20 protein-coding genes and 1 pseudogene are annotated in these 16,714 nt (G+C 63.8%); 13 read left to right on the forward strand and 8 right to left on the reverse strand.

All coding sequences use genetic code 11. The annotated features are described in order from the left end of the window. Position 1: 1 nt before the first annotated feature. From CK222_RS14830 to CK222_RS14835, 3 genes and pseudogenes are all read right to left on the reverse strand, one after another. Positions 2-340 carry an XdhC family protein gene (locus tag CK222_RS14830; RefSeq protein WP_067328341.1) on the reverse strand — a complete coding sequence of 113 codons (339 nt, stop codon included), beginning with the start codon at positions 338-340 and terminating at the stop codon, positions 2-4. Positions 341-409: 69 nt separating this feature from the next. Continuing rightward, positions 410-601 (reverse strand): annotated as a pseudogene (locus CK222_RS32895) (VWA domain-containing protein); the annotation flags it as partial. 3 nt (positions 602-604) lie between these two features. Beyond that, on the reverse strand, positions 605-1,099 hold the full coding sequence (locus CK222_RS14835; RefSeq protein ID WP_067328468.1) for a flavin reductase: 495 nt from the start codon (positions 1,097-1,099) through the stop codon (positions 605-607). 179 nt (positions 1,100-1,278) lie between these two features. On the opposite strand from CK222_RS14835, the gene CK222_RS14840 reads away from it, so the two are divergent. Together CK222_RS14840 and CK222_RS14845 are read left to right on the forward strand one after the other, a co-directional pair. Then, positions 1,279-2,343: an ABC transporter substrate-binding protein gene (locus CK222_RS14840; RefSeq protein WP_095800836.1), complete on the forward strand. Its 1,065-nt coding sequence runs from the start codon at positions 1,279-1,281 to the stop codon at positions 2,341-2,343. Then, complete coding sequence (locus CK222_RS14845) at positions 2,343-3,359, forward strand: P1 family peptidase (protein WP_095800837.1); 1,017 nt, start codon at positions 2,343-2,345, stop codon at positions 3,357-3,359. The genes CK222_RS14840 and CK222_RS14845 overlap by 1 nt, the downstream gene beginning before the upstream one ends. A 15-nt stretch (positions 3,360-3,374) precedes the next feature. Here CK222_RS14845 and CK222_RS14850 read toward each other — a convergent pair whose 3' ends face one another. After that, the gene (locus CK222_RS14850) at positions 3,375-3,632 is read right to left on the reverse strand and encodes a DUF2171 domain-containing protein (protein WP_095800838.1); all 258 of its coding nucleotides are present in this window, start codon (positions 3,630-3,632) and stop codon (positions 3,375-3,377) included. Positions 3,633-3,854: 222 nt separating this feature from the next. On the opposite strand from CK222_RS14850, the gene CK222_RS14855 reads away from it, so the two are divergent. Together CK222_RS14855 and purB are read left to right on the forward strand one after the other, a co-directional pair. Continuing rightward, positions 3,855-4,343 (forward strand): hypothetical protein, encoded by a 489-nt coding sequence (locus tag CK222_RS14855; RefSeq protein ID WP_245433043.1) that lies wholly within the window; start codon positions 3,855-3,857, stop codon positions 4,341-4,343. A gap of 58 nt (positions 4,344-4,401) precedes the next feature. Next, the gene (purB, locus tag CK222_RS14860; RefSeq protein ID WP_095800839.1) at positions 4,402-5,709 is read left to right on the forward strand and encodes an adenylosuccinate lyase; all 1,308 of its coding nucleotides are present in this window, start codon (positions 4,402-4,404) and stop codon (positions 5,707-5,709) included. 36 nt (positions 5,710-5,745) lie between these two features. Here purB and CK222_RS14865 read toward each other — a convergent pair whose 3' ends face one another. Next, positions 5,746-6,558 (reverse strand): VOC family protein, encoded by an 813-nt coding sequence (locus tag CK222_RS14865; protein ID WP_095780610.1) that lies wholly within the window; start codon positions 6,556-6,558, stop codon positions 5,746-5,748. Positions 6,559-6,756: 198 nt separating this feature from the next. On the opposite strand from CK222_RS14865, the gene CK222_RS14870 reads away from it, so the two are divergent. Beyond that, positions 6,757-7,314, forward strand: a complete 558-nt coding sequence (locus CK222_RS14870) for an alpha/beta hydrolase (protein ID WP_067328331.1) — start codon at positions 6,757-6,759, stop codon at positions 7,312-7,314. Positions 7,315-7,320: 6 nt separating this feature from the next. On the opposite strand, the gene CK222_RS14875 is transcribed toward CK222_RS14870, so the two are convergent. Further along, positions 7,321-8,094, reverse strand: coding sequence for an HpcH/HpaI aldolase/citrate lyase family protein (locus CK222_RS14875; protein WP_095800840.1), 774 nt, complete (start codon positions 8,092-8,094; stop codon positions 7,321-7,323). Between the two features lie 100 nt (positions 8,095-8,194). Then, positions 8,195-8,515, reverse strand: coding sequence for a DUF1476 domain-containing protein (locus CK222_RS14880; protein ID WP_066995175.1), 321 nt, complete (start codon positions 8,513-8,515; stop codon positions 8,195-8,197). Between the two features lie 275 nt (positions 8,516-8,790). Between CK222_RS14880 and purC the strand changes: the two genes are divergently transcribed. The 5 genes from purC to CK222_RS14910 all read left to right on the forward strand — a co-directional run bounded on the left by purC (position 8,791) and on the right by CK222_RS14910 (position 11,865). Beyond that, complete coding sequence (gene purC, locus CK222_RS14885) at positions 8,791-9,585, forward strand: phosphoribosylaminoimidazolesuccinocarboxamide synthase (RefSeq protein ID WP_040969563.1); 795 nt, start codon at positions 8,791-8,793, stop codon at positions 9,583-9,585. Between the two features lie 67 nt (positions 9,586-9,652). Further along, positions 9,653-9,892 carry a phosphoribosylformylglycinamidine synthase subunit PurS gene (purS, locus tag CK222_RS14890; RefSeq protein WP_066995172.1) on the forward strand — a complete coding sequence of 80 codons (240 nt, stop codon included), beginning with the start codon at positions 9,653-9,655 and terminating at the stop codon, positions 9,890-9,892. A gap of 290 nt (positions 9,893-10,182) precedes the next feature. Beyond that, positions 10,183-10,734, forward strand: coding sequence for an RNA 2'-phosphotransferase (locus CK222_RS14900; protein ID WP_095800841.1), 552 nt, complete (start codon positions 10,183-10,185; stop codon positions 10,732-10,734). Continuing rightward, positions 10,731-11,399, forward strand: coding sequence for a phosphoribosylformylglycinamidine synthase subunit PurQ (purQ, locus tag CK222_RS14905; RefSeq protein ID WP_095800842.1), 669 nt, complete (start codon positions 10,731-10,733; stop codon positions 11,397-11,399). The genes CK222_RS14900 and purQ overlap by 4 nt, the downstream gene beginning before the upstream one ends. Before the next feature lie 55 nt (positions 11,400-11,454). Beyond that, positions 11,455-11,865, forward strand: a complete 411-nt coding sequence (locus tag CK222_RS14910) for a hypothetical protein (protein WP_095800843.1) — start codon at positions 11,455-11,457, stop codon at positions 11,863-11,865. A gap of 157 nt (positions 11,866-12,022) precedes the next feature. Here CK222_RS14910 and CK222_RS14915 read toward each other — a convergent pair whose 3' ends face one another. Beyond that, entirely contained in the window at positions 12,023-12,265 is a 243-nt protein-coding gene (locus tag CK222_RS14915) for a DUF1127 domain-containing protein (protein ID WP_095800889.1), read from the reverse strand. Positions 12,266-12,359: 94 nt separating this feature from the next. Here CK222_RS14915 and CK222_RS14920 point away from each other — a divergent pair, with 94 nt between their 5' ends. From CK222_RS14920 to CK222_RS14930, 3 genes are all read left to right on the forward strand, one after another. Beyond that, positions 12,360-13,769: a PLP-dependent aminotransferase family protein gene (locus CK222_RS14920; RefSeq protein WP_095800844.1), complete on the forward strand. Its 1,410-nt coding sequence runs from the start codon at positions 12,360-12,362 to the stop codon at positions 13,767-13,769. A 153-nt stretch (positions 13,770-13,922) separates the two neighbouring features. Then, on the forward strand, positions 13,923-16,154 hold the full coding sequence (gene purL / locus CK222_RS14925) for a phosphoribosylformylglycinamidine synthase subunit PurL (protein ID WP_095800845.1): 2,232 nt from the start codon (positions 13,923-13,925) through the stop codon (positions 16,152-16,154). Further along, complete coding sequence (locus CK222_RS14930) at positions 16,151-16,675, forward strand: hypothetical protein (protein WP_067328318.1); 525 nt, start codon at positions 16,151-16,153, stop codon at positions 16,673-16,675. The genes purL and CK222_RS14930 overlap by 4 nt, the downstream gene beginning before the upstream one ends. Positions 16,676-16,714 lie beyond the last annotated feature (39 nt).

Raw genomic sequence — 16,714 nt, forward strand, 5'->3', positions numbered from 1 at the left:
GTCAACCCAGCCGCTCGACATAGACCTTGATGCGGCCGCCGCAGGACAGCCCCACCTGCCAGGCGGTTTCGTCGGCAACGCCGAACTCCAGCATCCTCGGCTTGCCCGAGCCGATGACGTCGATCGCTTCGGCCACCACCGCGCCCTCGACACAGCCGCCCGACACCGAGCCGTGGAAATTGCCTTCGGCGTCGATGACCAGATGGCTGCCGATCGGGCGGGGGGCCGAACCCCAGGTTTCGACCACGGTCGCGATGGCGACATTCTTACCGTTCTTCATCCAGCCTTCCGCGATGATCAGGGGATCGCGGAGCTCATCGAGATAAATGCTCTCGTCCATCGTCGCTTCTCACAAAGTCTATTTTCTCGGGGAACGTCCCAGAGGAATATATCGCTGCGAAACATATGGCTACGCGGCCCGCCTGTCGCCAGTTCCCAGCCAGCGCCGCAGGTCCACAGCTGCGGCCGGCCGCTGGGCGAGCGGGGCGCAAGGATCGGCCAGCGCGTCCGAGATTGTGCACGGCGCGGAACTCGTCGACACGCGGCAGCATCGCCTTCACGCCACGGGGGCGCGCCTCGAACCATCAAAGCGCAAGAGCGGTTTTCACAGAACGTGGTAGTCGCGGTTGTGGTAGATCAGCGGCCGCAAATTATCGCCGATGCGCAGGCCTGTCACCTTGCCAAAAAGCACACGGTGGGTGGCCAAATCCTTGGTATCGATGATCTGACAATCGAAGACGGCGAGCGCGCCTTTCAGCGTCGGCGCGCCGGTCGAGATCACGTCCCATTCGCCGAGCGCGAAGCGCTCCTCGGACGGCAGGCCGGTGATGCCGGAAAAGCCGACCGACAGCGCCTCCTGGTCCGAGGCGAGCGTGTTCAGCGCGAAATTGCCGTTCCGGATGAAGGCCTCGTTCTTGGGATTTTCGCGGTTGAGGCAGACAAGCACGGCGGGCGGCGTATCCGAGACCGAGCAGGCGGCAATCACCGTTGCGCCCCGTCTCCCGGCCGGGCCGTCCGTGGTCACCACATGCACATGGCCGGCAAAATGCGCCATCGCATCGCGATAGGCTTGCGGCCCGATGTCATTAATCTTCAGCACCCGATGATCCACCTGCCAAAACGGAAGCTCGTTATATATGGCTGCATATTGTATGACACAAGCGAAGTGCTTGAGCGCAATCCTGAATTCGCGTGTTGCACCGGGATTAGGCAGCCTTTAGGTCTTTGCTGGAATAGTGCCGGAACAATACTCCCGGCACGGAGGACCTCTTCGCCCGAATGCGCCTTCTCACGACGACTTTAGCCGCGCTGCTTTGGCTGGGCGCGAGCGTCCATGCCGAGACGCTGGTTGGCGTCGCCGCACCGCTGTCCGGGCCGTCGGCGATCCTCGGCAAGCAGATCGAGGCGGGGACCGCGCTGGCGGCGGACGCCGAAGGCGTCGCGGTCCGAACCGTTGACGACGCCTGCACGGCCGACGGCGGTGCAGCGGCTGCCAGGCAGTTCGTGGATGCCAAGGTCAACATCGTTGTCGGTTTTCTGTGCACCGAGGCGATCGAGGCGGCGCTGCCGATCCTGAAGGATGCCAACATTCCGGTCATCGCGATCGGCGTGCGCACCGAGAGCCTGACCGACCGCCGCGCCAAGACCGGCTGGCCGGTCTACCGGCTTGGGCCGCGCGGCGACGACGAACGCAATGCGGTGGCCACGATCCTCACTCGGCTCTGGCAGAACGAATTGTTCGCCGTTATCGATGACGGCACCATCTATGGCCGAGAGATCGCAGAGACTTTCCGCGCGGCCGCCGAGCAGGCGGCGCTGAAACCGGTCTTCGTCGACACGTTCCGGCCGCAGCTCGACAACCAGATCGGGCTGATCGGCCGCCTGAAAAAAGCGGGGGCCACGAAAGTGTTTGCCGGCGGCGACGGCGACGACATCGCCATCATGGGGCGCGACGCTGCCTCGCTCAATGCCGGCATCACATTCGCCGGCGGCGAGACGCTGCGCACGCCACCCGGCGATGTGCCCTATGCGGCCGGCACACTGATGATCGCGCTGCCGGAGTGGGCAGAAGTCGCGGACCCCAAGGTCGTGCAGGCCTTTGGCGAAAGGAAGATCGTGACCGACGGCTACACGCTGCCGGCTTATGCCGCGGTGGAGGTCGCCAAGGCGGCAGCGGTCGACGCAGAAAGCTCCGGCAAGCCGCTCGCCAAGACGCTGACCGACCATGATTTCGCGACCGCTATCGGCACCGTCCGCTTCGACGAAAAGGGCGATCTCAGCCAAAACCCATTCCGCGCCTTCCGCTTCGACGGCACCCATTTCGTGCCGCTGGAGGAAAACTGATGTTCCGCACCGGTCCACGCAACCTGATCACCGACGTCGCCGGACTCACCGTCGGCAATGCTGCTGACGCCAGGCTGAAGTCCGGCGTCACGGTAGTGCTTTGCGAGGAGCCGGCGGTGGCCGGAGTCCAGGTGCTGGGTGGCGCACCAGGCACGCGTGAGACCGACCTGCTCGAGCCGCAAAACTCGATCGCGACCATTCACGCAGTCGTGCTGTCCGGCGGCTCGGCCTTCGGCCTCGATGCCGCTTCCGGCGTCCAGGCGGCGCTGCGGGAGAAAAACATCGGCGTCGAGGTGGGTGGTTTTCGCGTGCCGATCGTGCCGGCCGCGATCCTCTTCGACCTGCGCAATGGCGGCGACAAGGATTGGGGCCGCTATCCGCCCTATCGCGAGCTTGGCTACGAGGCGGCTCAGGCGACAACGACCGATTTCCCGCTCGGTACGGTCGGCGCCGGTACCGGCGCTCTGACTTCCGGTCTGAAGGGCGGGCTGGGTTCGGCCTCGACGATGCTCGACAGCGGCGTCACCATCGGCGCGCTCGCCGCCGTCAACCCGACCGGTTCGGTGACGGTCGGACGCAGCCGCCATTTCTGGGCCGCTCCCTTCGAGATGGGCGATGAATTCGGCGGCTTGGGTTATCCCGACCCGATACCGGAAGACGCCAGGAAGATACTCTTGAAGTACCGCGACAGGCGCGCAGGGGAACCACCAGAGGGCGCCAGCACGACGATTGCCGTCATTGCCACCGATGCCGTGCTTTCCAAGTCGGCCGCCAAGCGGCTGGCGATTTCGGCGCATGACGGATTTGCCCGCGCCATCTGGCCGACGCACACACCGGCCGACGGCGATCTCGTCTTTGCGCTCGCGACCGGCAGGAGCGGCATCGAACTCAGCGCCGATGCAGCGATCGACCTCTATGCCGCAGCGGGGTCTACGATGGCCCGCGCCATCAGCCGCGGCGTCCACGCGGCAAGGCCGGCCGACGGCGATCTCTTTCCGGTCTGGTCGTCCCGCTAGAGTTCTGGACGCCGGTCAGGTCGGGTCGGACTTCTCTTCCTCGAACGTCACCGCGACTTCCGAATTCGCTGAGAGCCAGACCTTCTTTCCTTCGATCTCCGCGACCAGAGCCAGCGGAACGTAATGGTGGTGGCCTTTGTGCGAGCCCATGCCGCTGTCGGCCTTGGTCAGCTTTATGCGCTGCCCCTCGACCTTGTCGACGGTGCCGACATGGACGCCATCGGCGCCGACTACTTCCATATGCTCGCGTATCTTACTGAGATCGACGGTCATGCTGGTCCCTCCGGTGGGTGGCCGCGCGTCCCTGTCGGCCGCCCACAATAACAAACGGCCGCCGGATTGGATGCATCGAGTGGCACGTCTTGTTCACCATGGCGTGATAGCCATGACGCCAATGAGACAGGGAGCATTGCCAACACCACGCAAGCCGAACCGCTTTTCGCCGCGGAACGTGGCCCAGTGACCGTAACGTCGCTGCAGCCGGCCTCCTTGCGTCTGCGCCTGGCAAACCGCCTGCGCGACGCTCTGCCATCAGCAAGCTCGGCAATTGTCGGCGCCTTGCTGTGGGGGCTTGCGATGGCGGCGAGCACTTTCCTCAATCTGTATTATTGGGAGACGCCGGACAGCGCCCGCTTCGTCGTGCTGCTTTATGCGCTCGGCGGCGCGCTTGCTTTTTCGGTCGGGCTGACGTTCGCCGCACTGGTATCGCGCGGCCGCCACTGGGAAACCGCGCTCGCCGCAGCTTTCGTATGCCTGCTTGGCGCGACGCTCGCTTTCACCGGCGGGCTGTTTGCCCTGCAATACCGTTCTTACTACGCCGAGTGGCACGCGCCGGCCTTCACGCGGACCTGGGCGTCTGAGTTCGTGTTCACGGTCCTCGCCGCGCTCTACCAGTTCGTCGTCCTGGGCATCCGGCTCTATTTTCCGTTCGGCTTTGCCGTACTTGCCGCCGCCAGCATCTGGTTTGCACGCCGGCGGCGTTGAGCATTGAGCCGGCCTCTGTTAGGACGCGGCCAAAGCTTCTCCCAGCAGGACTAAACCCATGATCCCTCGCTATTCCCGGCCGGAAATGGTCGCCATCTGGTCGCCCGAAACCCGGTTCCGCATCTGGTTCGAGATCGAGGCTTATGCCTGCGATGCGCTGGCCGAGCTCGGCGTCATCCCGAAGGAAGCCGCGAAGACGATTTGGGAGAAGGGCGGCGCGGCCAAATTCGACGTCGATAAGATTGACGAGATCGAGCGCGTCACCAAGCATGACGTGATTGCATTCCTGACCCATCTCGCCGAATTCGTCGGACCGGACGCTCGCTTCATTCACCAGGGCATGACCTCGTCGGACGTTCTCGACACGTGTCTTGCGGTGCAATTGACACGCGCCAGCGACATTCTGCTTGCCGACATTGACGCGCTGCTTGTGGCCCTGAAGCGCCGCGCCTTCGAGTACAAGGATACCATCACCATCGGCCGCAGCCACGGCATCCATGCCGAGCCGACCACCTTCGGCGTCAAGCTCGCGCTGGCCTATGCCGAATTCTCGCGTTGCCGCGAGCGGTTGCTGCACGCGCGCGAAGACATCGCCACCTGCGCCATCTCGGGCGCGGTCGGCACCTTCGCCAACATCGATCCCTATGTCGAAGAGCATGTGGCGAAGAAACTCGGCCTGAAGCCGGAACCGGTCTCGACTCAGGTCATCCCGCGAGACCGCCATGCGATGTTCTTCGCTACGCTCGGCGTGATCGCCTCGTCGGTCGAGCGCCTGGCCGTCGAGATCCGGCATCTGCAGCGCACCGAGGTGCTGGAAGCGGAAGAATATTTCTCGCCGGGACAAAAGGGCTCGTCGGCGATGCCGCACAAGCGCAACCCGGTGTTGACCGAGAATCTCACCGGCCTTGCCCGCATGGTCCGCTCCTACGCCATGCCGGCCATGGAGGATGTGGCGCTGTGGCACGAGCGCGATATCTCGCACTCCTCGGTGGAGCGCATGATCGGACCGGACGCGACGGTGACGCTCGACTTCGCCTTGGCACGCCTGACCGGTGTCGTCGATAAGCTGCTCGTTTACCCCGAGAACATGGAGAAGAACCTCAACAAGTTCCGCGGCCTGGTGCATTCGCAGCGCGTGCTGCTGGCGTTGACCCAGGCTGGCGTGTCACGCGAGGATGCCTATCGCCTGGTGCAGCGCAATGCCATGAAGGTATGGGAGCAAGGTGCTGATTTCCTTGAGGAACTGCTTGCCGACAAGGACGTGACAGCGGCACTGCCCGAGGCCGAGATCCGCGAGAAGTTCGACCTCGGCTATCACACCAAGCATGTCGACACGATCTTCAAGCGGGTGTTTGGACAGGCCTGAGTCCGGGGGAAGGCCCGCTAGCGTGGCGCAGCCTAATCAGGCCTTGCCAGGCACCGTCCTGATCACCGTGCCCCAGGGATCTTCACGCGTCGTCTCGGCCTTCACGTTGTCCGAGCGCATTTCGACCCAGGCGAGGCCCGAGCGGGAGGGATCGCGGCGGCCGGCGCCGGCGCTGCGCCAGGAATTGGCACCGATATGGTGGTGGTAGTGGCCGGAGGACAGGAACACCGCCTGACCGCCATATTTGGCGACCGTGTCGAAGCCGAATTCGTCATGCCACCACGCTTCGGCGTCTTCCGGACGCCCGACGCGCAGGTGGACATGGCCGACAATGGTGTTTTCCGGCGCTCCCTGCCAGCCGGCGTCACCGACGGGCACGCTGGCGACGACCGCGGGGAGATTCAGCCGCTCGGTCGACATTGCGATCTTGTCGCCGTTCCATTTCCAATCCTGCGGACGGCGATCGGCGTAGATCTCGATGCCGTTGCCTTCAGGGTCGGTGAGGTAGAGCGCCTCGCTGACCAGATGGTCCGAGGCGCCTTCGATGCCGATCCGGTTGGCGGCGGCATGGCTGATCCACCGGCCGAGATCGGCGCGCGATGGCAGCAGGAACGCAGTATGGAACAGGCCGGCGCTGCGCGGGTCGTCAGGCTTGGCCGAGGCATCCTGCTCCAGCACCAGCAGCGGGCGGCCCGCGGCGCCGAGGGTGATCGCGCCATCGGCGCGGCTCAACTCCTGCAGGCCGACGACGGCACGATAATAGGCGGCAAGGTTTTCGGCATCGCGCGCCTTCAACCCGACACGCGCGACGCTGACCGGGGTGGTCGCGGCAAAAGGCAGTTCGCTCATCACACTCTCCGTTCGGGCGCCGATCTCACGATGGGCAGTCGCTCCGACGTTTATTATTCATTCCTGTTCCCTCTCCAGATCGTTCATCACCATCGTTCACACAAGGTTGAAAGAATCGAACACGTTGTTCACCCTTGTGATGCCACTGCATTCCACCGGCCGGTTGCATCAGACAGGGGCGCTCGCTACATCGGCGCCATGAAAGTCAAGGACGCGGATATCCTCATCATACCCGGCTACACCAACTCCGGTCCCGAGCATTGGCAGACCCGCTGGCAGTCGAAATTGTCGACGGCACGCAGGGTCGAACAGGCCGAGTGGACGAAACCCGTGCGCGAGGACTGGACGGCAAGTGTAGCGAAAGCTGTCAACGAGGCCGAGCGGCCGGTGGTCATCGTCGCGCATTCGCTGGGTGTGGCGGCGGCGGTGCAGGCGATCCCGCAATTCCAGAAGCCGGTCGCGGGCGCCTTCTTCGTGGCGCCCCCTGATGTCGCCAATCCGGAGATCAGGCCGAGGCACCTGATGACCTTCGGGCCCTATTCGCGCGATCCCCTGCCCTTTCCGTCGATCGTGATCGCCAGCCGCAACGACCCGTTCTGCGCCTTTGAGGTTGCCGAGGACATCGCCGCCGCCTGGGGTTCGCTGTTCATCGACGCCGGCGACGCCGGCCATCTCAACCAGGACGCGGGCTTCGGCCCCTGGCCGGAGGGATCGATGACCTTCGCCAAGTTCCTCACGGAACTGAAGGAGCCTTGAAACGCCTCAGGCGCCGATCGAATCCCGCATGCTCTTGAGCAGCGTCCTGGCTCCGAGCGAGATCAGCGTGTGGTCAGAACCCATGGCGAGCAGCCGATAGCCCATCGACACGACGCGGCCGGCAATGGCCGGCTCGATGACATAGATCGCGGCGTGCTTGCCTGCCTTGCGCGTCCGCTCGGCGATCGAGGCGACCGTCTCCATCATGCTTTCCAGCGTCGAATTGACGGTGGTGCCCTTCGACCAAGCGATCGAGAAATCCGACGGCCCGACGAAGATGCCATCGATGCCGGGCGTCTCGAGGATGCCGTCCAGCGCCTCGAACGCCGCACGCGTCTCGACCATGGCAAAGGCCATGGTGCGCTGGTTCGAGTCGCGCAGCCACTCGGCATGGTCGCCCTTCCCATGGCGCGGGAAGGCATAGGTCGGGCCCCAAGAACGCTCGCCCATCGGCGGATACTTCATCGCTGCGGCGAACTGCCTGGCGTCGTCCACGGAATTGACCATCGGCGCGATCACCGCCTCTGCGCCGAAATCGAGCGCCCGGCTCGCCATGTCGAAGCGCCCGACCGGGATGCGCACCAGCGCCGGCTTGTTGGCGGCAAGCACCGGCACCAGGCCGCGCAGAACGCTGTCCTCGTGGTGGCCGCCATGCTGCATGTCGAGGGTAACGGCATCAAAGCCCTGCTTGGCGATGATCTCTACCGTCAGCGCGTCCGGCACGCCGGACCAGGCGGTGAACAGCGTTTCGTCGGCGGCCAGGCGGGACTTGAGCGACATCGGAACTTCCTTGGTAACGATCCGCAGTCTCAGCCGGAAACGGCGGCAAGGCTAAGAAAACCGCCCGGCTGAGCCGGGCGGTCGATTGGTCCAACGATTTTTACGTGTTCTTGACCTGCTCGATCGCCTGCGCCATCAGCTCGTCCATGGTGCGGCGGATCTGATGGTCCGACTGGTTGACGCCCGCGGCGTCGAAGTCCTCGCGGATTTTGCGGAAGACGTCATGGTCGCCAGCCTCCTCGATGTCGGAGACGACTACCGCTTTGGCATAGGCCTCGGCATCGGCTCCGCTCTTGCCCAGCTTTTCGGCGGCCCACAGGCCGAGCGCTCTGTTGCGGCGCGCCGAGGCCTTGAAGCGGAGCTCCTCGTCGAAGACGAATTTGCGCTCGAAGCCCTCTTCGCGGTCTTTCATGCTGCTCATGCGTCCCTCCGATCAAATCGATTCGCTTGGCTATGAATATGTGTGCTTACCCAGCACAAACCAAAAGGTCGCGGGCCGGTCAATATGCAACGTCCCATGCTGCGCTGCGGCATTTCGGTTCCGAAAGCGGTTGATCGGCTGGATTTGCCGATTGAGCAAACATTACGATTGCTATAGACACCGGCATTGAACGCACCCGTCGCCACAACTAATTTAGGCAGACGGACAGGAACTGGTCGCTTGCCGCCTGCCCGCCAATCCAGAGAAAAAATCAGATGAAAAATCGCCGCCGCATTTACGAAGGCAAGGCCAAGATCCTCTATGAAGGACCTGAGCCCGGGACGCTGATCCAGTTCTTCAAGGATGACGCCACCGCCTTCAACAAGAAGAAACATGAGGTGGTCGACGGCAAGGGCGTGCTCAACAACCGCATCTCCGAGCACATTTTCAATCACCTCAATCGTATGGGCATCCCGACCCATTTCATCCGCCGGCTGAACATGCGCGAGCAGCTGATCAAGGAAGTCGAGATCATCCCGCTCGAGGTGGTGGTGCGCAACGTCGCCGCCGGCTCGCTGGCAAAGCGCCTGGGCATCGAGGAAGGCACGGTTCTGCCGCGCTCGATCATCGAATTCTACTACAAGGCCGATGCGCTGGACGACCCGATGGTGTCGGAAGAGCACATCACCGCCTTCGGCTGGGCCAGCCCGCAGGAGATCGATGACATCATGGCACTGGCTATCCGCGTCAATGACTTCCTCTCCGGCCTGTTCCTGGGCGTCGGCATCCAGCTTGTCGACTTCAAGATCGAGTGCGGGCGCCTGTTCGAGGGCGACATGATGCGCATCGTCGTCGCCGACGAGATCTCGCCGGATTCCTGCCGGCTGTGGGACGTCGCCACTCAGGACAAGCTCGACAAGGACCGCTTTCGCCGCGACATGGGCGGGCTGGTCGAGGCCTACCAGGAAGTTGCCCGCCGCCTCGGCATCATGAACGAGAACGAGCCGCCGCGCCCGACTGGCCCGGTGCTCGTTGCCTCTTCCGAGCCCTCGAAGAGCACGAAGCACTGACTTCCAGCGCGGGCCTGCCGGAAACGGCGTGCCCGCCCTCCGCACTACCGATCACTCAGGAGTATCGATGAAAGCCCGCGTCACCGTCACCCTCAAGAACGGAGTTCTCGACCCGCAGGGCAAGGCGATCGAGCACGCGCTCTCAGGGCTGGGCTTCGATGGCGTCGGCCAGGTGCGGCAGGGCAAGGTCTTCGACATCGAGCTTACCGGAACCGACAAAGCCAAGGCCGAAGCCGACCTCAAGGCCATGTGCGACAAGCTTCTGGCGAACACGGTGATTGAGAATTATAGTGTGGCTATTACCTGAGGTTGTGCCGGAGGCGTTATGCCGGAAGCCACGAATGAGCTGATGTTCGGGCTCTTGAAGTGTGTGCACCATGAACTGGTGAGCTTCGCCAGGATGTCTCCGAGACGAAGCGCGAGTTGAATGTGATACGGGGTCATTTGGTGGCTACGCAAAGCGACATCCATAATATTTATGGGATTTTGGCGCGCCAGGATGATCGGCTCGATCGTATAGAAAAGCTTGGAACTTCGCGAACTCGCCGAAGCTCAAAGGCCTTTTGAACTTTGGTGGCATGTGGGACTATCTTCAGCATGCCGAACGATATCCAAATCTCGAAGTTCATGAGCCTCGTTCTGCGGCATGCGCCGCAGGAGGCAGGGCTCGCCCTCGATGACAGCGGCTGGGCCGATCTCGCCGCGCTCTGCGCGGTCATTGCGCAGAAGTTCGGCGCCTCGGCGGCCGATGTCGAGCGCATCGTTACGGAAAATCCGAAGAAGCGGTTCGCAATCGACGGTAATCGCATTCGCGCCGTCCAGGGTCACAGCCTCGACATCGATCTCGGACTTGCGCCCAACGCTCCGCCCGCGCTGCTCTATCATGGCACCAAGGAAGAGTATCTTCCCGCGATCCTGCGCGAAGGCCTGACCAGCCAATCGCGCCAGCATGTGCATCTATCGAAGGATATCGGAACGGCCCGGATCGTGGCGCGCCGCCGCAAGGGAAAGGATGCTATCCTGCGCATCGACTCGGCAGCCATGACTGGGGATGGAATGACTTTCTTTCTATCCGACAATGGCGTCTGGTTGACCAATCACGTCCCACCCCGGTATCTGCATCAGATCAGCGAACGGGAACTGCAATGAAATCAGCCGTCGTACTCCTCCCCGGTCTCAACCGTGACCGCGACATGATCGCGGCTCTGACCAAGATTTCCGGTCAGGCGCCGGCGACCGTCTGGCAGACCGATACCGAAATCCCGGACGTCGACCTGATCGCCATTCCCGGCGGCTTTTCCTTCGGCGACTATCTGCGCTGCGGGGCGATCGCCGCGCGCATGCCGGTGATGCGGGCAGTGGCCGAAAAGGCGGCCAAGGGCGTGATGGTGATCGGCGTCTGCAACGGCTTCCAGATCCTGGTCGAGGCGGGGCTGCTCCCCGGCGCCCTGATGCGCAACGCCTCGCTGAAATTCGTCTGCCGGCACGTGAAGCTCGAGATCGCCAACGCCAACACGATGTTCACCCGCGGCTATCAGCCCGGCCAGATCATTCGCTCACCGGTCGCGCATCACGACGGCAACTATTTCGCCGACGCCGAAACGCTGGCGCGCCTCGAAGGCGAAGGCCAGGTGGTGTTCCGCTATGCCGAAGGCACCAATCCCAACGGCTCGATCAACGACATCGCCGGCATCGTCAGCGAGAGGGGCAATGTGCTCGGTCTGATGCCGCACCCGGAGAACCTGATCGAGGCGGCACACGGCGGCAGCGACGGCCGGGCGCTGTTCGAAGGCGCGCTTGGCATCGCCGCTTGATCCTTTCAGACGATTCCTTCAGACCATTCTTTCAGACGAACGGGGCGGCCTGACCATGAGACTGACGATTACTCGCCTTGCTCTCCTGGCCGCCGCCGGATTTGCGCTCGCCTCTTGCCAGTCCGGCTCGAAGACCACGCCGCCCCCCTCTGGCAAGAGCGCTTCCCTGCTTGCCATGGAGCAGGTCGCCATCGCCGCTCACAAGTGCTGGATCGCCAGCAAGGACCCGGCCTTCAAGCCCTATCAGATGGCCAACGAGCTCAACTCCTACAGCGGCACGCCGCGCTTCCTGCTGGTGCCCGCCAAGCACTATGGCGGCAAGCCGCTGCTGGTCGTGCAAGCACAAGGCAATTCCCGCAAAGTGGACGTGTTCGGGCCGTTGATGGCCGAACCGCTGGGCGCGCGCATAGGCTCCGACATCGCGCGCTGGCACGCCGGCAATTCATCCTGCGCCGCTGCCGCGTGACTCGGCCGTAGCCCACTTCCTGCAAATGCAGGATTGACGGTCGGCTTTTCGCGCTCGTCAATCAACATACCATCGAAGCCCTGTTCGCGGTCGATGTATGCCCAAACCGCGCAGCGATTTGACATGCATCGCAACAATCAAGGGCGTCGCGACGCGCTTAGTCCCAGAACGGCCTGATACCTTCGCGATGGGCGTCGCAGCGCGAAATGCCGATGTCCTTGAGCTGCTCGTCGGTCATCTCCAAGAGCGCAAGGCGTCCGCGACGGCGTTCCAGCATTCGGTCGATTTGCCTGGCGATGGCACGAAGCACGAATATGACCCGGTCAACGAACCCGCGGCGCCCCGACGGGCGGCCGTGCAACCCGGCGCTGTCATAACGGAATGTATCAATTGTATTCATCTTGCGATCAACCAATTCTATCGATTGTACTCTAGTTACCTGCGTTCTCATATCAATTGACTCGTCTCGCGATGCAATATAAAAAATTGTCACCATGACAAATTGGCTCCCAGACCTCGCTTCCGGTTCCGGCCCTCTCTATCAGCGCCTTGCTGACAGCATTGAGTCAGATATCGACAAGGGCGTCATCGATGCGGGTGCAAAACTGCCGCCGCAGCGCGACCTCGCCTACGACATTGGCACTACGGTCGGCACGGTCGGCCGGGCCTATCAGTTGCTGCGCGAGCGCGGGCTGGTGAGTGGGGAGGTCGGGCGCGGCACCTATGTGCTCGCGCAACGCGCGGAGAGCCCCAAGCCCGAGCTGCAGCCCGCCGCGCTCGGAACGCGGCTCGTCGATGCGCCGAGCGGCAAGCTGCGCTTCGACAGCACCGCCGCCCCCGATGTCGGACAAGGCGCATTGATTGCCGAACTGCTGGCGCGGACGGCGGAGGAGCACCCCCACGACATTTCAAGCTATACCAGGGATTTCCCGGATCGCTGGTTCGAGGCCGGCGGCCTTTGGCTCAAGCGCAATTCCTTTCACCCCTCGCCCGATTCGATCGTGCCGACGCTTGGCACCCATGCGGCGGTGATGGCGGCGATCGCGGCGCTCACCACGCCTGGCGACACGATCGTCTTCGAGCATCTCACCTATTCGCAGATCTCGCGCAGCGCCGGTCTGATCGGGCGCCGTACCGCGCTGGTCTCGGCGGACGATGAAGGTCTCGATCCCGACGATTTCGAACGCGTCTGCGCGCAGAAACACCCGAAGATGATGTTCGTGATGCCGACGGCGAAGAACCCGACGCTGGTTACGCTGTCGGCGGAGCGGCGCCAGGCGATCGCGCGTATAGCGCGCGAGTACAATGTCGTCCTGATCGAGGATGATCTTTATGGCGAATTGACCGACGATCCGACGCCACTGCTCGCCGAATACGCCCCTGAGCGCACGATCGTAGCCGGCGGCCTGTCGAAGTCGGTCGCGGCCGGCGTGCGCGGCGGCTGGCTGTCCTGCCCGCCCGCCTACCGCCACCGCATCCGCGTGGCGCACAAGATGATGACCGGCGGGCTGCCCTTTCTGCTGGCGGAGGTCGGAACAAGGCTGGTGATGTCGGGCCAGGCCAGCGATATCCGCAAGCGCTGCATTGCCGAGATCCAAGCTCGTCTCCATGTCGTGCGCGAGACGCTGGCTGGCTTTGACTTCAAGGCGCGGGACAATGTGCCCTTCGTCTGGCTCACCTTGCCGGATCCTTGGCTCTCAGGCACCTTCAAGAATGCCTGCCTGGCGCAGGGCTTGCTCATCGACGACGAGGACGAGTTCAAGGCCGGTCGTTCCGAGCAAGTCTTCCACGGCGTCCGCTTCGGTGTTTCGCAACCCCGGCAAAGTAAGGACGTCGCCGGTGGCGTCGCGGTCATCCGCCGCCTGCTCGACGAGGGCCGCGCCGGCTACGACAGTTTTTCCTGACCAGTCCTTTCCCAAGCGCCTCGCGCTACCGGCCGGTGCCGGCGCAGCGGTTTTGCGGCGTTTTCGTCGTGCTTTGGGGGTGTATCGCTCGAAAGCTTGCGATAAGAGGAGACTCAGAAAAGCCCCCTCTCCCACGGATACCAATCGCCGCTCATGACCATATCCAATTCCGTGCCGATCACCCCCGAGCTCGTCGCCGCGCATGGGCTGAAGCCCGACGAATACCAGCGCATCCTCGATCTGGTTGGCCGCGAGCCGAGCTTCACCGAGCTCGGCATCTTCTCAGCGATGTGGAACGAGCACTGCTCCTACAAGTCTTCCAAGAAATGGCTGCGCACGCTGCCCACCAGCGGCCCGCGGGTTATCCAGGGGCCGGGCGAGAATGCCGGCGTAGTCGACATTGGCGACGGCGACTGCGTCGTCTTCAAGATGGAGAGCCACAACCACCCCTCCTATATCGAGCCCTATCAGGGAGCCGCGACCGGCGTCGGCGGCATCCTGCGCGATGTCTTCACCATGGGCGCGCGACCGGTTGCGGCGATGAACGCATTGCGCTTCGGCGCGCCTGACCATCCCAAGACCCGGCACCTGGTTGCTGGAGTCGTTTCCGGTGTCGGCGGCTACGGCAATTCGTTCGGCGTGCCGACCGTCGGCGGCGAGGTCAATTTCGACGCCCGCTACAACGGCAACATCTTGGTCAACGCCTTCGCGGCCGGCCTCGCCAAAACCAACGCCATCTTTCTGTCGCAGGCCAAGGGCGTCGGCCTGCCGGTCGTCTATCTCGGCGCCAAGACCGGGCGCGACGGCGTCGGCGGCGCCACCATGGCCTCGGCCGAGTTCGACGACAAGATCGAGGAGAAGCGGCCGACCGTACAGGTTGGCGACCCCTTCACCGAAAAGTGCCTGCTGGAGGCCTGCCTCGAGCTGATGGCGTCGGGCGCGGTCATCGCCATCCAGGACATGGGCGCCGCCGGCCTGACCTGCTCGGCGGTCGAGATGGGCGCCAAGGGCGATCTCGGCATCGAGCTCGACCTCGACAAGGTGCCGGTGCGCGAGGAGCGCATGAGCGCCTACGAGATGATGCTGTCGGAAAGCCAGGAGCGCATGTTGATGGTGCTGCGCCCCGAGAAAGAGGAGGAAGCCGAGGCGATCTTCCGCAAATGGGGCCTCGACTTCGCCATCGTCGGCAAGACCACCGACGACCTGCGCTTCCGCGTGCTGCACCATGGCGACGAGGTCGCCAACCTGCCGATCAAGGAACTGGGCGACCAGGCGCCGGAATATGATCGCCCCTGGGTCGAAACGAAGAAGCCGGCGTCGCTTGCAGCGAACGACGCGCCCAAGGCCGACGTCGCTGACGCGTTGCTCACGATGCTGGGCGGACCGGACCTCTCTTCGCGCCGCTGGGTGTGGGAGCAGTATGACACGCTGATCCAGGGCAATTCGCTGCAGCTCCCAGGCGGCGATGCCGGCGTGGTGCGCGTCGAAGGCCATCCAACCAAGGCGCTCGCCTTCTCTTCCGACGTCACGCCGCGCTATTGCGAGGCCGACCCGTATGAGGGCGGCAAGCAGGCCGTCGCCGAATGCTGGCGCAACCTGACGGCAACGGGCGCCCTGCCGCTTGCCGCCACCGACAATCTTAATTTCGGCAATCCGGAGCGGCCGGAGATCATGGGCCAGTTTGTCGGAGCGGTTAAGGGTATCGGCGACGCCTGTCGCGCGCTCGGCTTCCCGATCGTCTCCGGCAATGTCTCGCTCTACAACGAAACCAATGGCCGCGGCATCCTGCCGACGCCGACCATCGGCGGCGTCGGGCTGATCGCAGATTGGTCGAAGATGGCCCGCGTCGGCTTTGCCGCCGAGGGCCAGATGATCGTGCTGGTCGGCGCGCCGCCGACATGGGGCAGCCATCTCGGCCAATCGGTCTATATGCGCGACATCCACGGCCGCGCCGACGGTTCGCCGCCGCCCGTCGACCTCGAACATGAAAAGCGCGTCGGCGACCATGTGCGCGCGCTGATCGCTTCCGGCATCGTGACTGCCGCGCACGATGTCTCCGACGGCGGCCTTGCCGTGGCGCTGGCCGAAATGGCGATGGCATCCGGCATCGGCGCCACCATTCCCGGTCTCACCGGGACCGATCCGATCCCGGTCTGGTTCGGCGAGGACCAAGGACGTTATCTCCTGACCTTGTCGATCGACCCGCAAAGCGGCGAATGGGACAGGATCCGCGCGGAGCAGGGCAAGCTCGGCATCTTCGCGCCGTGGATCGGCACGACCGGTGGCGACATGCTGAAGCTCGGCGAGGCGCGTGCCGTTCCGGTCAGCGAATTGACCGCCGCCCATGAGGGCTGGTTCCCGCGCTTCATGGATCAGGCCATTTGACCAGGCTGGCGGTCCGGGCGCTGCTTGCAGCGGTTTTCTGGCCGTCGCTGTTCTTTTTCTGGTTCCTCGGCCCGTTCGTCTTTCTGCTGCTGTCGACGACCTCGAGCGAGGTCTGTCCAAGGCTCGAAACGCGAGCCGAGTTCCTTGCTGCGGCGAACGGCGCAATCCCGTTGCTGGCCGCTCAGGACCTCGTCTACGCCATTCCTGTTTTGTGCCTGGTGCTGTGGCAGCGCCTTTTGCCGGAGCCGGCTCGGGCAAGGCATATCGTCACTTGCGTCAAGCTCTTCGCCATTGCAACCGCCATCGGAGCGCTTTGGGCGTATGGTTCTTCGCTTATGTGCGATGGCTACGGCCGGCCGTTTTTCTCCCCGGTCTGGCAGTGGACGAGCTACTTGCCGATGGTCGGTATCGCGATAAACGTGCCGCTCTACGTGCTGACCTTCAGCCTCGGTCGCGCCTACTCGACGCGCGAGGATGTGTCCGCCGGCGACGCGGCTCAGCCGGATCGGAATGTCCCGTGAAGCCTCGGTCACGGATGGAACCGCTTCAATCCGGACCGG

The organism is Mesorhizobium sp. WSM3866, from assembly GCF_002294795.1.
GTDB lineage: Bacteria > Pseudomonadota > Alphaproteobacteria > Rhizobiales > Rhizobiaceae > Mesorhizobium.

What these genes read in the sequence shown, in the direction of transcription:
- CK222_RS14840 (WP_095800836.1), top strand. Translation starts at nt 1,279, where the DNA reads ATGCGCCTTCTCACGACGACTTTAGCCGCGCTGCTTTGGCTGGGCGCG.
- CK222_RS14865 (WP_095780610.1), bottom strand. Translation starts at nt 6,558, where the DNA reads ATGAGCGAACTGCCTTTTGCCGCGACCACCCCGGTCAGCGTCGCGCGT.
- purQ (WP_095800842.1), top strand. Translation starts at nt 10,731, where the DNA reads ATGAAATCAGCCGTCGTACTCCTCCCCGGTCTCAACCGTGACCGCGAC.
- CK222_RS14920 (WP_095800844.1), top strand. Translation starts at nt 12,360, where the DNA reads ATGACAAATTGGCTCCCAGACCTCGCTTCCGGTTCCGGCCCTCTCTAT.
- CK222_RS14870 (WP_067328331.1), top strand. Translation starts at nt 6,757, where the DNA reads ATGAAAGTCAAGGACGCGGATATCCTCATCATACCCGGCTACACCAAC.
- purC (WP_040969563.1), top strand. Translation starts at nt 8,791, where the DNA reads ATGAAAAATCGCCGCCGCATTTACGAAGGCAAGGCCAAGATCCTCTAT.
- CK222_RS14830 (WP_067328341.1), bottom strand. Translation starts at nt 340, where the DNA reads ATGGACGAGAGCATTTATCTCGATGAGCTCCGCGATCCCCTGATCATC.
- purB (WP_095800839.1), top strand. Translation starts at nt 4,402, where the DNA reads ATGATCCCTCGCTATTCCCGGCCGGAAATGGTCGCCATCTGGTCGCCC.
- CK222_RS14875 (WP_095800840.1), bottom strand. Translation starts at nt 8,094, where the DNA reads ATGTCGCTCAAGTCCCGCCTGGCCGCCGACGAAACGCTGTTCACCGCC.
- CK222_RS14915 (WP_095800889.1), bottom strand. Translation starts at nt 12,265, where the DNA reads ATGAATACAATTGATACATTCCGTTATGACAGCGCCGGGTTGCACGGC.
- purL (WP_095800845.1), top strand. Translation starts at nt 13,923, where the DNA reads ATGACCATATCCAATTCCGTGCCGATCACCCCCGAGCTCGTCGCCGCG.
- CK222_RS14850 (WP_095800838.1), bottom strand. Translation starts at nt 3,632, where the DNA reads ATGACCGTCGATCTCAGTAAGATACGCGAGCATATGGAAGTAGTCGGC.
- CK222_RS14845 (WP_095800837.1), top strand. Translation starts at nt 2,343, where the DNA reads ATGTTCCGCACCGGTCCACGCAACCTGATCACCGACGTCGCCGGACTC.
- CK222_RS14910 (WP_095800843.1), top strand. Translation starts at nt 11,455, where the DNA reads ATGAGACTGACGATTACTCGCCTTGCTCTCCTGGCCGCCGCCGGATTT.
- purS (WP_066995172.1), top strand. Translation starts at nt 9,653, where the DNA reads ATGAAAGCCCGCGTCACCGTCACCCTCAAGAACGGAGTTCTCGACCCG.
- CK222_RS14880 (WP_066995175.1), bottom strand. Translation starts at nt 8,515, where the DNA reads ATGAGCAGCATGAAAGACCGCGAAGAGGGCTTCGAGCGCAAATTCGTC.
- CK222_RS14900 (WP_095800841.1), top strand. Translation starts at nt 10,183, where the DNA reads ATGCCGAACGATATCCAAATCTCGAAGTTCATGAGCCTCGTTCTGCGG.